We start from the raw sequence: 15,610 nt of genomic DNA, 5'->3' as shown, positions 1-15,610 counted from the left end.
CATCGCCGGATACCTTACTGACAAGACTCTTCATTGATTGCGACGCTTCCCTTCAAGGAGATCGACGACCGCGCGCGCGGCATCCAAGATGTTCGTTCCAGGGCCGAACACGGCGGCGACCCCACGGTCCATCAGGAACTGATAATCCTGGCGCGGCACCACACCACCGCACACGACGATGATGTTTTCGGCGCCGTTTGCTTTCAGCGCCTCGACGAGTTGCGGCAGCAGGGTCTTGTGTCCGGCCGCGAGCGAGGATGCGCCGACGACATGAACCCCAGAGGCCACGGCCATGCTTGCTGCTTCTTGCGGTGTCTGGAAAAGCGGCCCGGCGACCACATCGAAGCCGAGATCGCCGAACGCCGATGCGATCACTTTGGCGCCGCGGTCGTGGCCATCCTGACCGAGCTTGGCTACCATCAACTTTGGCCGTCTGCCGAGTGACACGGCGACGCCCTCGATTCGGGAAACCAACGTCCTATATTCCGGTTCGTCCCGGAAGGCGGCTCCGTAAACTTCAGTAATCACCTCGGGAACGGCCGCGTGATCCCCGAAAACGCGGCGCAGCACGTCGGAAATCTCCCCCACCGTGGCGCGAGCGCGCGCCGCTTCGACGGCCGCTTCGAGAATGTTGCCCTTGGCGCTGGCCGCGGTCTCACCAAGCGCGGCAAGGGCTGCGTCGACGCGCTTGGGATCGCGCTGACGTTTAGCCCGTTTGATGCGGCGGATCTGTGTCTCGCGCACCGCCGCATTGTCTATCTCAAGGACTTCGATCGGGGCCTCGGTCTCGAGTCGATATTTGTTGACGCCGACGATCACTTCGTCGCCGCGATCGATCATCGCCTGGCGGCGGGTGGCCGCCGTCTCGATCAGGCGTTTTGGCAAACCTTCGATGACGGCCTTGGTCATGCCGCCAATGGCCTCGATTTCCTCGATAAGGGCCCACGCCTTCTGCGCCAACTCGTTCGTCAGGCTTTCGACGTAGTATGAGCCGGCCAGCGGATCGACGACCTTGGTCACGCCGGTCTCGTGCTGAAGGATAAGCTGGGTGTTTCGCGCAATGCGCGCCGAAAACTCAGTCGGCAGCGCGATCGCCTCATCAAAGGAGTTGGTGTGGAGTGACTGCGTGCCGCCGAGCACTGCGGCGAGCGCCTCATAAGCAGTGCGCACGATGTTGTTGTAGGGGTCCTGCTCCTGCAGCGACACGCCTGATGTCTGGCAGTGCGTGCGCAACATCAGTGATGAAGGCTTCTTCGGTTCGAACTCTTCCATAATACGCGACCACAGAAGTCGCGCTGCCCGCAACTTGGCGGCCTCCATGAAAAAATTCATCCCGATGGCGAAGAAGAACGAGAGCCGTCCGGCAAAATCGTCGACATCGAGACCTTTCTTCAACGCGGCACGAACATATTCCCGCCCGTCGGCGAGCGTGAAGGCGAGTTCCTGCACCAGCGTCGCGCCCGCCTCCTGCATGTGATAGCCGGAGATGGAGATAGAGTTGAACTTCGGCATCTCCTTTGTGGTGTACTCGATGATGTCGGCGACGATCCGCATCGAGGGTTCGGGCGGGTAGATGTAGGTGTTGCGGACCATGAACTCCTTTAGGATGTCGTTCTGGATGGTCCCGGAAAGCTCGGCGTGCGAGCAGCCCTGCTCCTCACCGGCAACGATGAAGCAAGCGAGGATCGGGATGACAGCACCGTTCATGGTCATGGAGACGGACATGTCCTTGAGCGGTATGCTATCGAACAGGACCTTCATGTCCTCGACGGAATCGATTGCCACACCCGCCTTGCCGACATCGCCGACGACACGTGGATGGTCGCTGTCATAGCCGCGATGGGTGGCGAGATCGAAGGCAACTGAGACGCCCTGCTGGCCGGCGGCGAGCGCCTTGCGGAAAAAGGCGTTCGACTCCTCCGCGGTCGAGAAGCCGGCATATTGCCGGATTGTCCACGGCCTGCCGGCATACATCGTCGCGCGGGCCCCGCGGACGAAAGGTTTCAGCCCAGGCAGCGTGGCGAGGTGGTTGATCCCATCCAAATCGTCTGCCGTGTAAAGCGGCTTGACGTCGATGTCCTCGGGCGTGCGCCAGACGAGGGTGTCGGGCGATGCCTTCAGTTCCCGTTCGGCAACAGCGCGCCAGTCTGCGAGTTTGGGATCGGCCATCATTCGAACTCCAGAATGGGTTCGTCGACGGCGAGGCTTGCGCCCGCCTTGGCGGCGATCCGTTTGACAACAGCCCGCCGTTCGGCGCGCAGCACGTTCTCCATTTTCATCGCTTCCACCGTAGCAAGAATCTGGCCAGCCTCGACCGGCTCTCCTTCGGATACGGCAATCGCGGTGATGACCCCGGGCATCGGGCAAAGCAGCAGCTTTGAGGTGTCCGGCGGCGGCTTTTTCGGCATCAGTCGCGCCAGCTCGGCGATCGCCGGGATGCGTACATGAGCGACGACATCCATTCCGCGCCAGCGCAGTCGGTGGCCGGTTCCTGACCGTGACGTCTTGATCGATGTGCTTTCGGCGCCAAATTGAAAGTGCGCGAGGGGCCGTCCCGGCAGCCAGTCGCTTTCGACGGCCAGGATCGAGCCGTCATCGAATGACACTGCGGTTCCGTCTTCGTGATCGCACACGGCCACCGCAAAGGCATGGTTGCCAAGCGCGACCATCCAATCGCTAGGGACTTTGCGACGATGATTGTCCATCGCCCTGGAGATCAGGACATTGCGGTGCTGGAGTTTCCAGTTGATATGTGCCGCAGCCGCCGCGAGCTTGCGCTCATCGGCATCGGTTGGAGATACACCTGCGAAGCCGTCTGGAAACTCCTCGGCGATAAAGGCTGTGCTCAGCCGCCCCTCGCGAAACCGGGGATGCTCCATGACAGCGGCGAGAAAGGACAGGTTATTGCCGATGCCTTCCAGTTCGAAATCATCCAGCGCAGCAGCCATGGCGTTGATTGCGCCCAGCCGGTCGGGTGCCCAGGTGCAGAGCTTGGCGATCATGGGATCATAGTGCATCGAGATTTCCGAGCCCTCGACCACACCGGTATCGTTGCGGATGAGTGAGCCGCCCGCACCCGCACCTTCGGCCGGCGGCCGGTAGCGTGTCAGACGACCGATCGAGGGCAGGAAATTACGATACGGGTCTTCGGCGTAGAGCCGGCTTTCGATTGCCCAGCCGTTCAGCCTCACATCCTCTTGGCCAAAGCGCAGCTTTTCACCGGCCGCGATGCGGATCATTTCCTCGACCAGGTCGATGCCGGTTACAAGTTCGGTGACCGGATGTTCGACCTGAAGCCGCGTATTCATTTCGAGGAAGTAGAAGTTGCGGTCACGATCGACGATGAATTCAACGGTACCGTTATGAATAAGGCGGTCGAGAACGGCATCGGCGAGCGTGTTCTGGATTGGAGGGTGCACCAGGCAGGCGGGTCGCTCATAAAGCGATCTGGGTATTCCAAAGCAATTAGCTTAATCGCTGCTGGATGAAAAGTCAGTGGCAGTCACCGGTGACAAGAGTGCATTTCTGCGTACAGTCGACGTTATATGCACAAATCCTGCTTTATGGTCTGTGCCGTTTTTCCCCTAGTTGGCTTGAAGGAGTAGTTCGGTGTGAATGACGGGTAGTCACCACACCCAGAGGCTCTATGAGGTTCTCCAGAGGTAAGGCTGTCTTGTACTTGACCTGCTTAAGGGCGAAGCTCGAGCGGATATTGGCAACACCACGCGTTTTGGACAGTCGGTCGACGATGAAATGCTGGAGTGCAACGGTGTCGCGTACCACGACTCGGAGCAAATAGTCGGAATCTCCGGTCATCAGATAGCACTCCATCACCTCGGGAAAACCGGCCATCGCGGTTTCGAATACCTCAAGGAGCGGTTCGATCTGCTTTTCCAACGTGACCTGGATGAATACACTCAGATAGGCGCCGAGCATCACCGGGTTGAGCAATGTCACGCGACGAGTGATCACGCCGGCCTCGGCGAGCGCCCGCACTCGGGCGAGGCAGGGGGAGGCCGACAACCCGACCTGCGCAGCCAATTCGACATTGGTCAGGCTCGCGTCCTCCTGGAGCTGGTTAAGAATTTTTATGTCTATCGCATCAAGGTTCATTTTCCGCATCGCCTGCTTCATCATAAAGTCACTGTGGTAGTATCTGCTGTAACAAGAAAAATTTTGCAATATCTTCGGCAGGAAATGCCGGCGCATTGCCGATAAAATTGCGCGAGTGGAAACTTGGGAGCCTCGGCGCCATTATGCTCACTAAAAACCCCTCCGCCCATATCGGTGACGACAACGCAGCACATGACGGCGATCCAAACGAGACGGCCGACTGGCTGGCCTCGCTCGAATCCCTGTTCTTCAATTCCGGGGGCACAAGAGCAGAGTTCATACTCAGCGAGCTCGACCGCAAGGCCAGGGAGCTTGGCATCGTCCACGACGCGCTGCCGTTCTCGCCCTACCGCAACAGCATTTCGCTCGAAAAGCAGGCGCCGTTCCCTGGCGATCTCGCCATGGAAGAGCGCATCACTGCGATCATACGCTGGAATGCGCTGGCAATGGTGGTGCGAGCCAATACGGCCTATGGCGAACTCGGTGGCCACATTGCGAGCTACGCCTCGGCAGCGGAGATCTTCGAGGTCGGCTTCAACCACTTCTTCCGCGCCGACAGCGGCGAGGGTGATGGCGACGTGGTTTTCTTCCAGCCGCATTCGGCTCCAGGGGTCTATGCGCGCGCTTATCTAGAAGGTCGTCTTTCGGAGGAGCAGCTCAAGAACTATCGGCAAGAGATTGGTGGCACGGGACTGTGCTCCTATCCGCACCCCTGGCTGATGCCAGATTTCTGGCAGGTGCCGACGGGGTCAATGGGCATCGGCCCGATCACCGCGGTCTACCAAGCACGCTTCATGCGCTACTTAAATGACCGTGATCTCGCCAATACTAAGGACCGTCATGTCTGGGGCGTGTTCGGCGACGGCGAGATGGACGAGCCGGAATCGATCGCCGGCCTGTCGATTGCGGCCCGCGAAAAGCTCGACAACCTGACCTTCATCATCAACTGCAATTTGCAGCGTCTCGACGGCCCGGTGCGCGGCAACGGCCAGATTATCCAGGAGCTTGAAAGCACCTTCCGTGGTGCCGGCTGGAACGTCATCAAGGTGCTGTGGGCATCGGAATGGGATGCGCTGTTTGCGCGTGACACCCAGCACGCCTTGCTTCGCCGTTTCGCCGCCACCGTCGACGGCAAATACCAGACGCTTGGCGCCAAGGATGGCGCCTACAATCTGGCGCATTTCTTCGAGGAGGATCCTGAGCTCAAGGCGCTGGTCGCCCACATGTCGGACCGCGATATCGATGCGCTGAAGCGCGGCGGCCACGACTTCCGCAAGCTGTACGCTGCGTTCGAGGCGGCCAAGGCGACCAAGGGGCGGCCGACGGTCATCCTCGCCAAGACCAAGAAGGGCTTTGGCATGGGCCGCGCCGGCGAATCCCGCATGACGGCGCACCAGTCCAAGAAGCTCGACGTCGAGGGCCTGCTGACTTTCCGGGACCGTTTCTCGCTGCCGATAAGCAACGAGCAGGTCGAGCGGATCGAGTTGTACAAGCCCGCCGAAGACAGCGCCGAGCTCAACTATCTCCGTTCGCGCCGTGAGGCGCTGGGCGGCTATCTGCCGGCGCGTCGCCGCACGGCCGCTTCGGTCACGATCCCGCCGCTTCAGAGCTATGCCGACTTCGCACTCAACGCCGAAGGCAAGGAGATGTCGACTACCATGGCCGCGGTCAGGTTGCTCGGCAACCTGATCAAGGACAAGGAGCTCGGACCGCGCATCGTGCCGATCGTGGCCGATGAAGCGCGCACGTTCGGCATGGCCAATCTGTTCCGCCAGGTCGGCATCTATTCGCCGGTTGGCCAACTCTACGAGCCGGAGGATGCCGGCTCGATGCTCTACTACAAGGAAATCAAGAACGGGCAGCTGCTCGAAGAGGGCATCACCGAGGCCGGTGCGATTTCGTCCTGGGTGGCGGCGGCGACGTCCTACAGCGTGCACAACCTCGCCATGCTGCCGTTCTACATCTACTACTCGATGTTCGGCTTCCAGCGTGTCGGAGACCTGATCTGGGCGGCTGCCGACCAGCGCTCGCGCGGCTTCCTGATCGGGGCGACCGCCGGGCGCACGACGCTGGCCGGCGAGGGCCTGCAGCATCAGGACGGATCGAGCTTGCTCGTTGCCTCGACCGTTCCGAACTGCCGCGCCTATGACCCGGCATTCGCCTATGAGCTGGCGGTCATTCTCGATCATGGCGCACGCGCCATGATGGAACAGTGCAAGGACGAGTTCTACTACGTCACCGCGATGAACGAAAACTACGCCCAGCCGTCGATGCCGGCGGGTGTCGAGGCCGACATCATCAAGGGGCTCTACCGTGTCGCCAGCCACAAGCCCAAGAAGAGTGTTGGTCTTGTCCGCTTGCTCGGCTCCGGCACCATCCTGCCGCAGGTGATCGAGGCAGCCCAGATGCTTGCCTCCGACTGGGGTATTGCTTCGGAAGTGTGGAGTGTGACCAGCTTTTCCGAACTGTCGCGCGATGCACGGGAAGTGGAGCGTCACAACCGCTTCAACCCGCTGTCCGAGCCGATGGTCAGCCATATCAAGAGTTGCTTGCCCGGCAAGGCGCCGATCATTGCGGCCACCGACTATGTGCGCGCTTATTCCCAACTGGTCGCCTCTTATGTCGAGGCTCCGTTCACGGCACTCGGCACCGACGGCTTCGGCCGCAGCGATACGCGCGCTGCGCTGCGCGACTTCTTTGAGGTCGATCATCGTCATGTCACGGTGGCAGCCCTTGCGGCCCTCGCTGCCGAAGGAGCGGTTCCGCGCCAGACGGTCGCGGACGCCATTGCCCGCTACGGCCTCGATGATGCGGTCGATGCGCCCTGGTTGCGTTGATCCGGTCGAGTTCCAGTTCCGAAAGAGTTGATATGAGCCAGCTAATGGAAGTCAGGTTGCCGCATATCGGCGACCACAAGGATGTGCCGGTGGTCGAGTTCCTGGTGAAGCCGGGCGACGTCGTTGCGGTCGAAGACCCGTTGATGACGGTGGAATCCGACAAGGCGACGATGGAGATCCCGGCACCTTTCGCCGGAACCGTCAGGGAGTTCGCGGTGTCGATCGGCATGCGTGTGTCTCAGGGCGCGCTGCTGCTGACGATCGATGCCGCTCCTGCACAGACAGCGGTGCCTTCGCCAGCAACCTTGCCGGAAACGGCAAAGGCCGAAGCCGTTCCCGTGGCTCCGCCCGTCAAGGCAGAACCGCCGGCGGCAGCGAAGGCGGCATCGGCTGCACCAGTGGCAAGCAACGCGCCGGCGGTCAGGTCGGAGACGTCAGCAGGCGCCCATGCCACGCCGTCGGTACGTGCCTTTGCCCGTGAGCTTGGCGTCGACCTTGGCACGGTGAAACCTTCCAGCGCCAAGGGCAGGATACTGCGCCGAAGACATTGCGGCGCACATCAAGGAGCGCCTCGCAGGAGGTTCCTCGGTCCAGGTGTCTGGTTCCGGCATCGGGGCCGGCCTGCCGACCTGGCCAACTGTCGACCACGAAAAGTTCGGCCCGGTCGAGCGCCAGCCGCTGTCGCGCATCCAGAAGATCTCGGGCGGCAATCTCACCCGCAACTGGCTGACCATTCCGCATGTCACCAACTTCGACAAGGCCGACGTGACTGGCCTTGAGGAGTTCCGCAAGGAGCTCAATGGCGCAAACAAGGACGCCAAGGTGACGATGGTCGCCTTCCTGATCAAGGCGTCGGCGCTGGCGCTCAAGGCATACCCGCGCTTCAACGCCTCGCTCGATGGCGACGAGCTGGTGCTCAAGAACTACGTCCATGTCGGCTTTGCCGCCGACACGCCAAAGGGGCTGATGGTGCCGGTGCTCCGCGATTGCGACCGCAAGGGCGTGCTCGAGATCGCCACCGAGATGCGCGCGCTCGCCGACAAGGCGCGCGGGAGTGGGCTGTCGGCTGCCGACATGCAAGGCGGCTGTTTTTCGGTGTCGTCGCTCGGCGGCATTGGCGGAGCAGGCTTCACGCCGATCATCAATGCGCCCGAGGTGGCGATCCTCGGCGCAGGCCGCTCGGCTATGGAAGCCATCTGGGACGGCGACGCCTTCCAGCCGAGGCTGATCATGCCGGTCTCCTTGTCGTGGGATCACCGCGTCATCGACGGCGTCGCCGCCGCCAGATTCCTGGGCCACATATCAGCCCTGCTGGGCGATTTCCGCCGCGCGATCGTTTGAGGCCAGATGAGCATCACCGAAATCAGGGTGCCCGAAATGGGCGACTTCAAGGACGTCGCCGTCATCGAGGTGCATATCAAGCTTGGCGACGACGTCGTCCTTGACCAGACGCTGGTCGTACTCGAATCCGACAAGGCGTCGATCGACGTGCCGTCGCCATTTGCCGGGCGCATCGCTTCGGTCGAACTCGCCATCGGCCAGCGCGTTTCCAAGGGTGCGCTGATCGCCACCGTGGAAGCGGCAGCAGCCGCAGACGAAGCCAAGCCTGCGGCCAAGCCGGAGGCGCCGGCGGCGACCGCCGCAGCCCCGGCAGCGACACCAGCGCCATCGTCCGCGTCGGGTGCTGCGGCCGATTGCGACGTGCTGGTGATCGGCGGCGGACCTGGCGGTTATTCCGCAGCCTTTCGTGCCGCCGATCTCGGCCAGCGCGTGATCATGGTCGAGCGCGATGCCACGCTTGGCGGTGTGTGCCTCAATGTCGGCTGCATTCCCTCCAAGGCGCTGCTGCATGTCGCCGCCGTCAAGGAAGAAGCCGAGCGTCTTGGCGATCACGGTGTTGTCTTCGATACCCCGACCGTCGTTCTCGACAAGCTGCGCAGCTTCAAGGCCGGCGTCGTCACCAAGCTCACCGACGGGCTGAAGGGCATGGCGCGCCTGCGCAAGGTCGAGGTTGTCAGAGGCACGGCGAAGTTCGCCGATAGCGGCTCGGTCGAAGTCGAGTTGTTCGACGGCGGCAACCGCAGGATCGTCTTCGCCAAGGCGATCGTCGCCGCCGGCTCGGTGCCGGTCAAGCTGCCGTTCCTGCCTGACGATCCGCGCATCGTCGATTCCACGGGCGCACTCGAACTGCCCTTCATTCCCGAGCGCATGCTGGTCATCGGCGGCGGCATCATCGGACTCGAGATGGCCACCGTCTACAGCGGGCTCGGCGCGCGAGTCGACGTGGTGGAGCAACTCGACAAGCTGCTGCCCGATGTCGACCGCGACGTGGTCGAGGCCTGGCGCAAGCGCAATGCCCATCGCTTCGATGCGATCTTTCTGGGTGCGCGCGTCGAAATTGTCGTTGCCGAGGAAGATGCACTTGTCGTGACGACGAGCGGCGAGGTCGGCGGCGTCAGGCGCTACGACCTGATCCTGCAATCGGCCGGGCGGCGGCCGGCAGCCGAGGCGCTGCAACTGGCATCGGCTGGCGTAACAATTGATGCGCGCGGGTTCATCGAAGTCGACGCGCAGATGCGCACGCGTGCGGCGAACATCTTCGCCGTCGGCGACGTCACTGGCAATCCGATGCTGGCGCACAAGGCCGTGCATCAGGGCCATGTCGCGGCCGAAGCGGCAACAGGGCTCAAGAGCTTCATGGACGCCAAGGTGGTGCCATCGGTCGCCTACACCGATCCGGAAATCGCGTGGGTTGGCGTGACCGAGGATGCCGCAAAAGCGGGCGGCCGTCCTGTTGAGGTCGGCAAGTTCCCATGGGCAGCATCTGGCCGGGCCATCGCCAACGGCGCCGACTATGGCCTGACCAAGCTGGTATTCGACAAGGAAACGCATCGCATCGTCGGCGGCGCCATCGTCGGACCGGCTGCTGGCGACATGATCGGCGAGATCTGCCTGGCGATCGAGATGGGGGCGGATGCCGTCGACATCGGCAAGACCATCCATCCGCACCCGACACTAGGCGAGACGATCGGCATGGCAGCGGAGGTCGCCGAGGGTGTATGCACTGACCTACCGCCCACTCGGATGCGTCGATGGGGCAGAGAGGCCGCTCCATCCCCAATTGTCGGCTGAGACGGGGAATATCAGGGTAAGCTTGGCATGGGCTTCTGCCGCAATACGCCTGCGGGACTGCAGGTAAACGCTTCACTCCCGACGCCTCCCTTGCGGACACTAGGTGCCTGCTGCTGAAATGAAAACAATTGGCTGTGGGCATAACGTGCAAAGAGACTCATGCGAGCCTATGGACTTTGCAATATATTATTCTGTTCGGCTTGTGTTTCGAAGTAATTTCTGCTGTCAATCCGCCTTCTCTCGTACATATTCGGCATGATTGACCTTTCGAGATATGCTAGCTTCGGTTCATATCAGAAAGCGGGGACCTAGGCTAATGACCGTCACCCTCGCCAACAATATCTTTCATCGCGGCAGGAGCGTGACATAATTCCCGGATGTGGCCGAGATCGTGCTGCAGCTTGCGTAGCAGTCCCGGCGGCGGACCGGGATGTAGTCGCTAATCCACACAAATTCGAAGGAGAGAGTATGTCTGAAAGCGATGGTTATAGCAGCGCGATTGGCGTCAACACGGTCGCAGCCCATCATCCTGCGCATATCGGTTCGGGATCATGCGCGATATGTGCCGCTGAGGGCATTCTGGGAGCGGCCGACCTCTGGACGTCGGAGACCGTGGAGCCGCCCGCGGCGCTTAGGAAGCTTTACGATAGAGCCGTCGTCATCGATGCTCTCGCTTCGGCGAACACCTGCAACGTCAACTTTCCTCCTGCCGGACGGCAGTTCACGGCGGAACAGCTCAATAATGTGCGCCGCTCGGGTATTACTGCTGTAAACCTAACGGTCGAGGGCACAAGCGTCACGGAGATGCTGAGCTGGATCAAGGACGTCAAGGACGACATCGCGGCTAACCCCGATACGCTCATTTTGATCGAGAGGCCCAGCGACATTAACCGCGCGAAGGAGAAGGGCCTTCTCGGCATCATCTTTGGCTTCCAAGGGCTTGAGTTCATGCAGGACGATCTACCGTCGATTGATCTCTTTGCCGATGAGTCGGTCATGATCATGCAACTGACCTACAATGGCGATAGTAAGATAGGATCTGGTTGCCTCGTCACCAACTCCGACGCCGGCCTTAAGCCGGTTGGAAGTCAAGCGGTAAGTCATATCAATCGCCGCCGTCGAGTCGTCGATCTTTCCCACTCACATCCGCAGACCGCCCTTGAAGCAGCGCGTGCATCGAGCGCACCCATCATCGTCTCCCACAGCGCCTGCCGGGAGATTTACGACCACCCTCGCAACCAGCCGGACGAGGTGCTTCGGGCGGTGGCGGACGGAGGTGGCGTATTCGGCATTTTTATGATGCCCTATCTCGGGCAGGATCCCGTGTACGCTTCCAGAGGACTGTTCAATCGCCATCTGGTGCACGCTCTGAATGTCTGTGGCGAGGACCACGTTGGCATCGGCAGCGACAATTCGATAACGCCGATACAGTACAACGACGGACATAGGGAAGCGCTAGAGGCCTTCGTCGCCGGCCGAGACGAACGCGGCGTCTCCGCACCTTTGGACGGCATCGGCCCGTACATCGTGCCCGGGCTGAACATGCCCCGCCGACTGGAAGTTGCCGCTTGGGATCTGTCGGAAGCGGGCTATTCAGACCGCGTTATCGAGAAGGTGCTCGGACAGAATTTTCAGCGTGTATTCAGCGAGATATGGGCGGAATAGTTTCAGTTTGAAGCACAGACTCTAAACAATAAGCATGCCTGGAATAGGTGAAGTCTGAGATGGAAAGAAAATATGCACCCGAGTGATCATCCTCTGAGCCAAGGGGATAACGGCTTTGATGCAATCGGCTCGATTGCGACAAACGTTCAAGACGGCTTCACGATGGCGGCAGTTGGCGACATTCTGTATGCGCGACCGGTGGCTCATGGCTACAATCCCGGCTTGGCGGATGTTCTCAGGATCTTTGAAGATGCCGATGTCACTTTCGGCAATTTGGAAACCATTATCTTAGACAGACCGTCAAAAGGGTGCCCGCAGGCTGAGCACGGCGGCTCCTATTGCATCAGTGACCCCGAAGTCGGACCTGACTTAAAAGCCATGGGCTTTAATATGGTTAGTCGGGCTAACAATCAAACGCTCGACTGGGGCGTTGAAGGGATGCGTGAGACAACCCGCGCACTTGATAATATCGGGATCGTCCATTCAGGCGCTGGCGAAAACCTCGCAGAAGCTGGAGCTGCCCGCTTCCTGGAGACACGTCGTGGGCGCGTGGCGCTGGTTTCGTCGGCCTCGACGTTCCCACCAATGGCCCGTGCATGTGATCCAGCAGGCCAGGCCCCAGGGCGACCAGGGCTGAACCCCCTTCGCCTAACAGAAAGTATCATAGTGCCTCGGGAGAAGTTCGAACTCCTTAGAGAGTTGCGCGAAGCATTACCAGGTTACAAACTTGCTGAAAGAGATTTAAGCCGGGTGGTACTCGGCGGAGCGATCTACAAAGCGGGCGATAAGCCCGGTTATAGCTTCGAAGCCAATTTGCGCGACGTGGCCAACATCCTCCGGAACGTTCGCGAGGGCAAGCAGTTCTCCGACTTTTGCATCGCCACCAACCACGGTCATGAGCCGGGGAATTGGAGCCAGGAACCTGCTGATTACGAACAGTCATTTGCCCGCAGCGTGATCGATGCCGGTGCAGACGCCTACGTGGTACATGGACCGCATTTGTTGCGAGGCATCGAAATCTACAAAGGGCGACCTATTTTTTACAGCTTGGGGAACTTCCTCGCTGAGGACCTCAGGGCGCCAGTAGGCGCAGACATTTATGAGGTATATGGCAAGGATCCGCGGATCGACACAAACGCCGAAGTCACTGTTTACGAGATGGCAAACGGATTTCCAACTGCAGAAGGACTGGTAGGCTCCTATTCCGATGCGATCTACTATGAGAGCGTTGTCACAGTTAGCCGCTTTGAGCAGAACAAGCTTGCCGATTTGCGGCTCTTTCCGATCGAGCTCCGCCGCTCAGATAGATTCGCCAACCGGGGAGTGCCGCGGCTCGCGGCCCCACAGCAAGCAGACGCCATTCTGAAACGCTTACAAAAGCTCTCGGCGCCATTTCATACGCAAATCGACATCGAAAACGGCGTCGGTCGAATCCGAATCTGAGCCAGCTGGGCACTAGGAATCGTAAGTTGCATTCGCCCGCGAATGCTCAACTCGAAAGAGGCAAACTAAAGTGACGATCGGTCCCGCGGCAAGCGGACGACGTCTAAATGAAAGGGGAGAGAGATTATGCGCGATATCGTAACCAATGTGAGCCGTCGGACCTTACTTAAGACGGGCGCCGTGCTCGGGGGGGGTGTTTTGGCTTCTGGCCTGCCGCTCTCACAGGTGATCTGGGCGGCTGAAGGCCGGGTGCTAAAGGTGGCCGCTTCTGCAGACCTCTCGAGCCTCGATCCTGGTTTTTACCATAGTAATTCCGAAACTTGCGTGAACAGCTGCCTCTATTCAAAACTCACGCACTTTAAGTCAGGCTCCGAATGGGGCTGGGAACTGGAAGCGGCGGAAAAGTTCGAGCAGATCGATCCGACGCATATTCGCTTCATTCTGAAGAAAGGCATTAAGTTCACTGGTGGCTATGGGGAGCTGACTGCCAAGGACGTGAAATTCTCCTTTGAGCGGATCATCAAGCATAATTCACCTGTGAAACCCAACATGGGCTCATTCGACCATATCGAGATTGAGGACGATTATACGGGCGTTATCGTGTTCAAATCGCCTTTTGTGCCGGTGTGGAACATCACGCTCCCTTGGGGCGGTCATATTGTTTCTGAAGAAGCCGTAATGAAAGCCACAAAGGACGGTGGAAACTTCGGGATGAACCCCCCGGCCTTTTCCGGGCCCTATGTGCTCGCGGAATGGAAGCAAAACCAATATACGCTCTTGATCCGTAATCCCGAGTGGTCTGGACCAAAGCCCGGATTTGATGAAATCCGCATCGTGCCGATCACTGATATCAAGACGGCAGAACGCGCCTATCAAGCCGGCGATGTTGATTTCACGGAGATCAGTCTCGATTCACTGGCGACCTTCAAAAGCAATCCGCCGGCCGATACAAAGGTCGAGGAGCATCCCTCGCTCGGTTACGTCTGGCTTGGCATGAATTTGGATCATCCAAAGCTGAAGGACATCAATGTCCGCAAAGCGATCCAATGGGCGATCAACGTGCCGCAGATTTTGGGCACTGCCTATGCGGGGCAAGCTGACGTAGCGACAGGCCTGATTCCTCCAGGCATTGTCGGGCACCGTGATAAGGCGCTCGTCCCACCGGAAGGCGATCTAGCGAAGGCAAAGGAGTTTCTGGAAAAGGCCGGTGGTGGTGATCTGAATTTAACACTCGATTGTCTGAGCTCGAATCCGGACACAACGATTGCCCAGACTATTCAAGCTCAATTGGCGCAGATCGGGATTACCGTCGAGGTCAAGGGTCAAGATTCAGGTTCATTCTGGACAATCGGAATGGAATCAGAAGGCCAGCGCTGGAAAGACGTGCAGCTCATTCTCAACTTCTTCAGCAGCCAACCAGATCCACTGTACTACACGGCCTGGTTCACTAAAGAGCAAGTGGGGGTTTGGAATTGGGAGCGCTTCCGCAGTGACCGCTTTGATGAGCTCAACAGCAAGGCGGCCGCGGTCGATGACCCGAAAGAGCGCGCAAAGCTCTACCAGGAGATGCAGGATCTCATGGAAGAGTCCGGCGCTTACCGTTTCCTAACGCATGGGGCCACTCCAGTTATGTACCGAACAACTAAAGTGCATGCTGCAACTCGCCCGGATGGTGTCCCGTTGTATCTCGACTTCAAGCCGGCTTGAGCGGCGGCGGCGGGCGACGGATGTTGTTTTATCTTTGTCGACGGCTGGTCCTCGCGGTCACGATCATCGTGATCGCGGTGACACTTCTGTTCCTGATGATCCATGCCGTGCCGGGGGACCCCGCAGCAACTCTGCTCGGGCCCCGGGCGACGCCTGAGGCAAAGGCGCTGCTGCATCAGCAGATGGGGCTCGACAAGCCGTTACTCGTGCAGCTCGCCGCCTTCTTCGGCCGACTGCTCCACGGCGATCTCGGGTATGATGTGTTCAGCCAGAGACCTGTCGCCGACATCGTGTTTGAGCAACTGCCCTACACGATTGAGCTAATCCTGGTCTCCATCTTTTGGGCCGCCGCTATCGCCGTGCCGCTAGGGTGCTACTCTGCCATGCGGCGCAATTCCTTGTTCGACCAAGCGGTTGGGGTAATCGCGGTGGCTACTATCGCCATTCCTTCCTTTGTCATGGCAGTCTACGCACTGCTGATCTTTGCCGTCGCCCTCCGCTGGCTGCCGGCGATCGGGCCGGGCGATGGCTTAGTGGATCGGCTCGTCCACCTGGCCCTGCCGAGCTTTGCGATGGGAATCGGTTGGGTGGGTTACATCTCTCGACTGGTGCGCGCGTCCATGCTCGAAACGCTGGGTGAGAACCATATCCGGATGGCTCGCTCTTTCGGGATTTCGGAATGGCGCATTGTTTACCACTACGCTCTGCCGCTT

12 protein-coding genes and 1 pseudogene are annotated in these 15,610 nt (G+C 59.9%); 9 read left to right on the top strand and 4 right to left on the bottom strand.

Annotation, left to right across the window (positions count from 1 at the left end; genetic code table 11):
• Positions 1-30 precede the first annotated feature (30 nt).
• Both scpA and JQK88_RS32005 read right to left on the bottom strand, forming a co-directional pair.
• A complete protein-coding gene (gene scpA, locus JQK88_RS32010; protein ID WP_203280621.1) occupies positions 31-2,172 on the bottom strand; it encodes a methylmalonyl-CoA mutase in 2,142 nt (713 codons plus the stop codon).
• Entirely contained in the window at positions 2,169-3,002 is an 834-nt protein-coding gene (locus JQK88_RS32005; RefSeq protein ID WP_512699815.1) for a biotin/lipoyl-containing protein, read from the bottom strand. Before JQK88_RS32005 ends, scpA begins: the two co-directional genes overlap by 4 nt.
• 195 nt (positions 3,003-3,197) lie before the next feature.
• On the opposite strand from JQK88_RS32005, the gene JQK88_RS37915 reads away from it, so the two are divergent.
• Positions 3,198-3,488 carry a hypothetical protein gene (locus JQK88_RS37915; protein WP_512699816.1) on the top strand — a complete coding sequence of 97 codons (291 nt, stop codon included), beginning with the start codon at positions 3,198-3,200 and terminating at the stop codon, positions 3,486-3,488.
• Positions 3,489-3,561: 73 nt separating this feature from the next.
• Here JQK88_RS37915 and JQK88_RS32000 read toward each other — a convergent pair whose 3' ends face one another.
• Positions 3,562-4,134: an Lrp/AsnC family transcriptional regulator gene (locus tag JQK88_RS32000; RefSeq protein WP_312037367.1), complete on the bottom strand. Its 573-nt coding sequence runs from the start codon at positions 4,132-4,134 to the stop codon at positions 3,562-3,564.
• Positions 4,135-4,256: 122 nt separating this feature from the next.
• Between JQK88_RS32000 and mdeB the strand changes: the two genes are divergently transcribed.
• The gene (mdeB, locus tag JQK88_RS31995) at positions 4,257-6,950 is read left to right on the top strand and encodes an alpha-ketoglutarate dehydrogenase (protein WP_203280602.1); all 2,694 of its coding nucleotides are present in this window, start codon (positions 4,257-4,259) and stop codon (positions 6,948-6,950) included.
• 32 nt (positions 6,951-6,982) lie between these two features.
• Positions 6,983-7,153 (top strand): annotated as a pseudogene (locus JQK88_RS37290) (biotin/lipoyl-containing protein); the annotation flags it as partial.
• Between the two features lie 35 nt (positions 7,154-7,188).
• Here the strand turns inward: JQK88_RS37290 and JQK88_RS37285 are convergent.
• Positions 7,189-7,404 (bottom strand): hypothetical protein, encoded by a 216-nt coding sequence (locus tag JQK88_RS37285; protein ID WP_312037371.1) that lies wholly within the window; start codon positions 7,402-7,404, stop codon positions 7,189-7,191.
• A 140-nt stretch (positions 7,405-7,544) separates the two neighbouring features.
• Between JQK88_RS37285 and JQK88_RS37280 the strand changes: the two genes are divergently transcribed.
• The 6 genes from JQK88_RS37280 to JQK88_RS31965 all read left to right on the top strand — a co-directional run.
• On the top strand, positions 7,545-8,291 hold the full coding sequence (locus JQK88_RS37280; protein ID WP_312037366.1) for a 2-oxo acid dehydrogenase subunit E2: 747 nt from the start codon (positions 7,545-7,547) through the stop codon (positions 8,289-8,291).
• A gap of 6 nt (positions 8,292-8,297) precedes the next feature.
• Positions 8,298-10,082: a dihydrolipoyl dehydrogenase gene (lpdA, locus tag JQK88_RS31985; protein WP_203280601.1), complete on the top strand. Its 1,785-nt coding sequence runs from the start codon at positions 8,298-8,300 to the stop codon at positions 10,080-10,082.
• A gap of 468 nt (positions 10,083-10,550) precedes the next feature.
• Positions 10,551-11,747 carry a dipeptidase gene (locus tag JQK88_RS31980; RefSeq protein WP_203280600.1) on the top strand — a complete coding sequence of 399 codons (1,197 nt, stop codon included), beginning with the start codon at positions 10,551-10,553 and terminating at the stop codon, positions 11,745-11,747.
• A gap of 72 nt (positions 11,748-11,819) precedes the next feature.
• Positions 11,820-13,190 (top strand): CapA family protein, encoded by a 1,371-nt coding sequence (locus JQK88_RS31975; RefSeq protein WP_203280599.1) that lies wholly within the window; start codon positions 11,820-11,822, stop codon positions 13,188-13,190.
• Positions 13,191-13,316: 126 nt separating this feature from the next.
• On the top strand, positions 13,317-14,897 hold the full coding sequence (locus tag JQK88_RS31970) for an ABC transporter substrate-binding protein (RefSeq protein ID WP_203280598.1): 1,581 nt from the start codon (positions 13,317-13,319) through the stop codon (positions 14,895-14,897).
• A 20-nt stretch (positions 14,898-14,917) separates the two neighbouring features.
• Positions 14,918-15,610: ABC transporter permease (locus JQK88_RS31965; protein WP_203280597.1), on the top strand; the 693-nt coding region annotated here is incomplete at its 3' end.

It is taken from the genome of Mesorhizobium caraganae (assembly GCF_016836705.1).
In the GTDB taxonomy this organism is placed as follows: domain Bacteria; phylum Pseudomonadota; class Alphaproteobacteria; order Rhizobiales; family Rhizobiaceae; genus Mesorhizobium; species Mesorhizobium caraganae.
Note: the sequence above shows the minus strand (reverse complement) of the source record. Positions and strands in the feature narration are given on the sequence as shown.

Excerpts from the sequence above, each read along its gene's own strand:
- scpA (WP_203280621.1), bottom strand. The coding sequence starts at position 2,172 with ATGATGGCCGATCCCAAACTCGCAGACTGGCGCGCTGTTGCCGAACGG.
- JQK88_RS32005 (WP_512699815.1), bottom strand. The coding sequence starts at position 3,002 with ATGATCGCCAAGCTCTGCACCTGGGCACCCGACCGGCTGGGCGCAATC.
- JQK88_RS32000 (WP_312037367.1), bottom strand. The coding sequence starts at position 4,134 with ATGAAGCAGGCGATGCGGAAAATGAACCTTGATGCGATAGACATAAAA.
- mdeB (WP_203280602.1), top strand. The coding sequence starts at position 4,257 with ATGCTCACTAAAAACCCCTCCGCCCATATCGGTGACGACAACGCAGCA.
- lpdA (WP_203280601.1), top strand. The coding sequence starts at position 8,298 with ATGAGCATCACCGAAATCAGGGTGCCCGAAATGGGCGACTTCAAGGAC.
- JQK88_RS31980 (WP_203280600.1), top strand. The coding sequence starts at position 10,551 with ATGTCTGAAAGCGATGGTTATAGCAGCGCGATTGGCGTCAACACGGTC.
- JQK88_RS31975 (WP_203280599.1), top strand. The coding sequence starts at position 11,820 with ATGCACCCGAGTGATCATCCTCTGAGCCAAGGGGATAACGGCTTTGAT.
- JQK88_RS31970 (WP_203280598.1), top strand. The coding sequence starts at position 13,317 with ATGCGCGATATCGTAACCAATGTGAGCCGTCGGACCTTACTTAAGACG.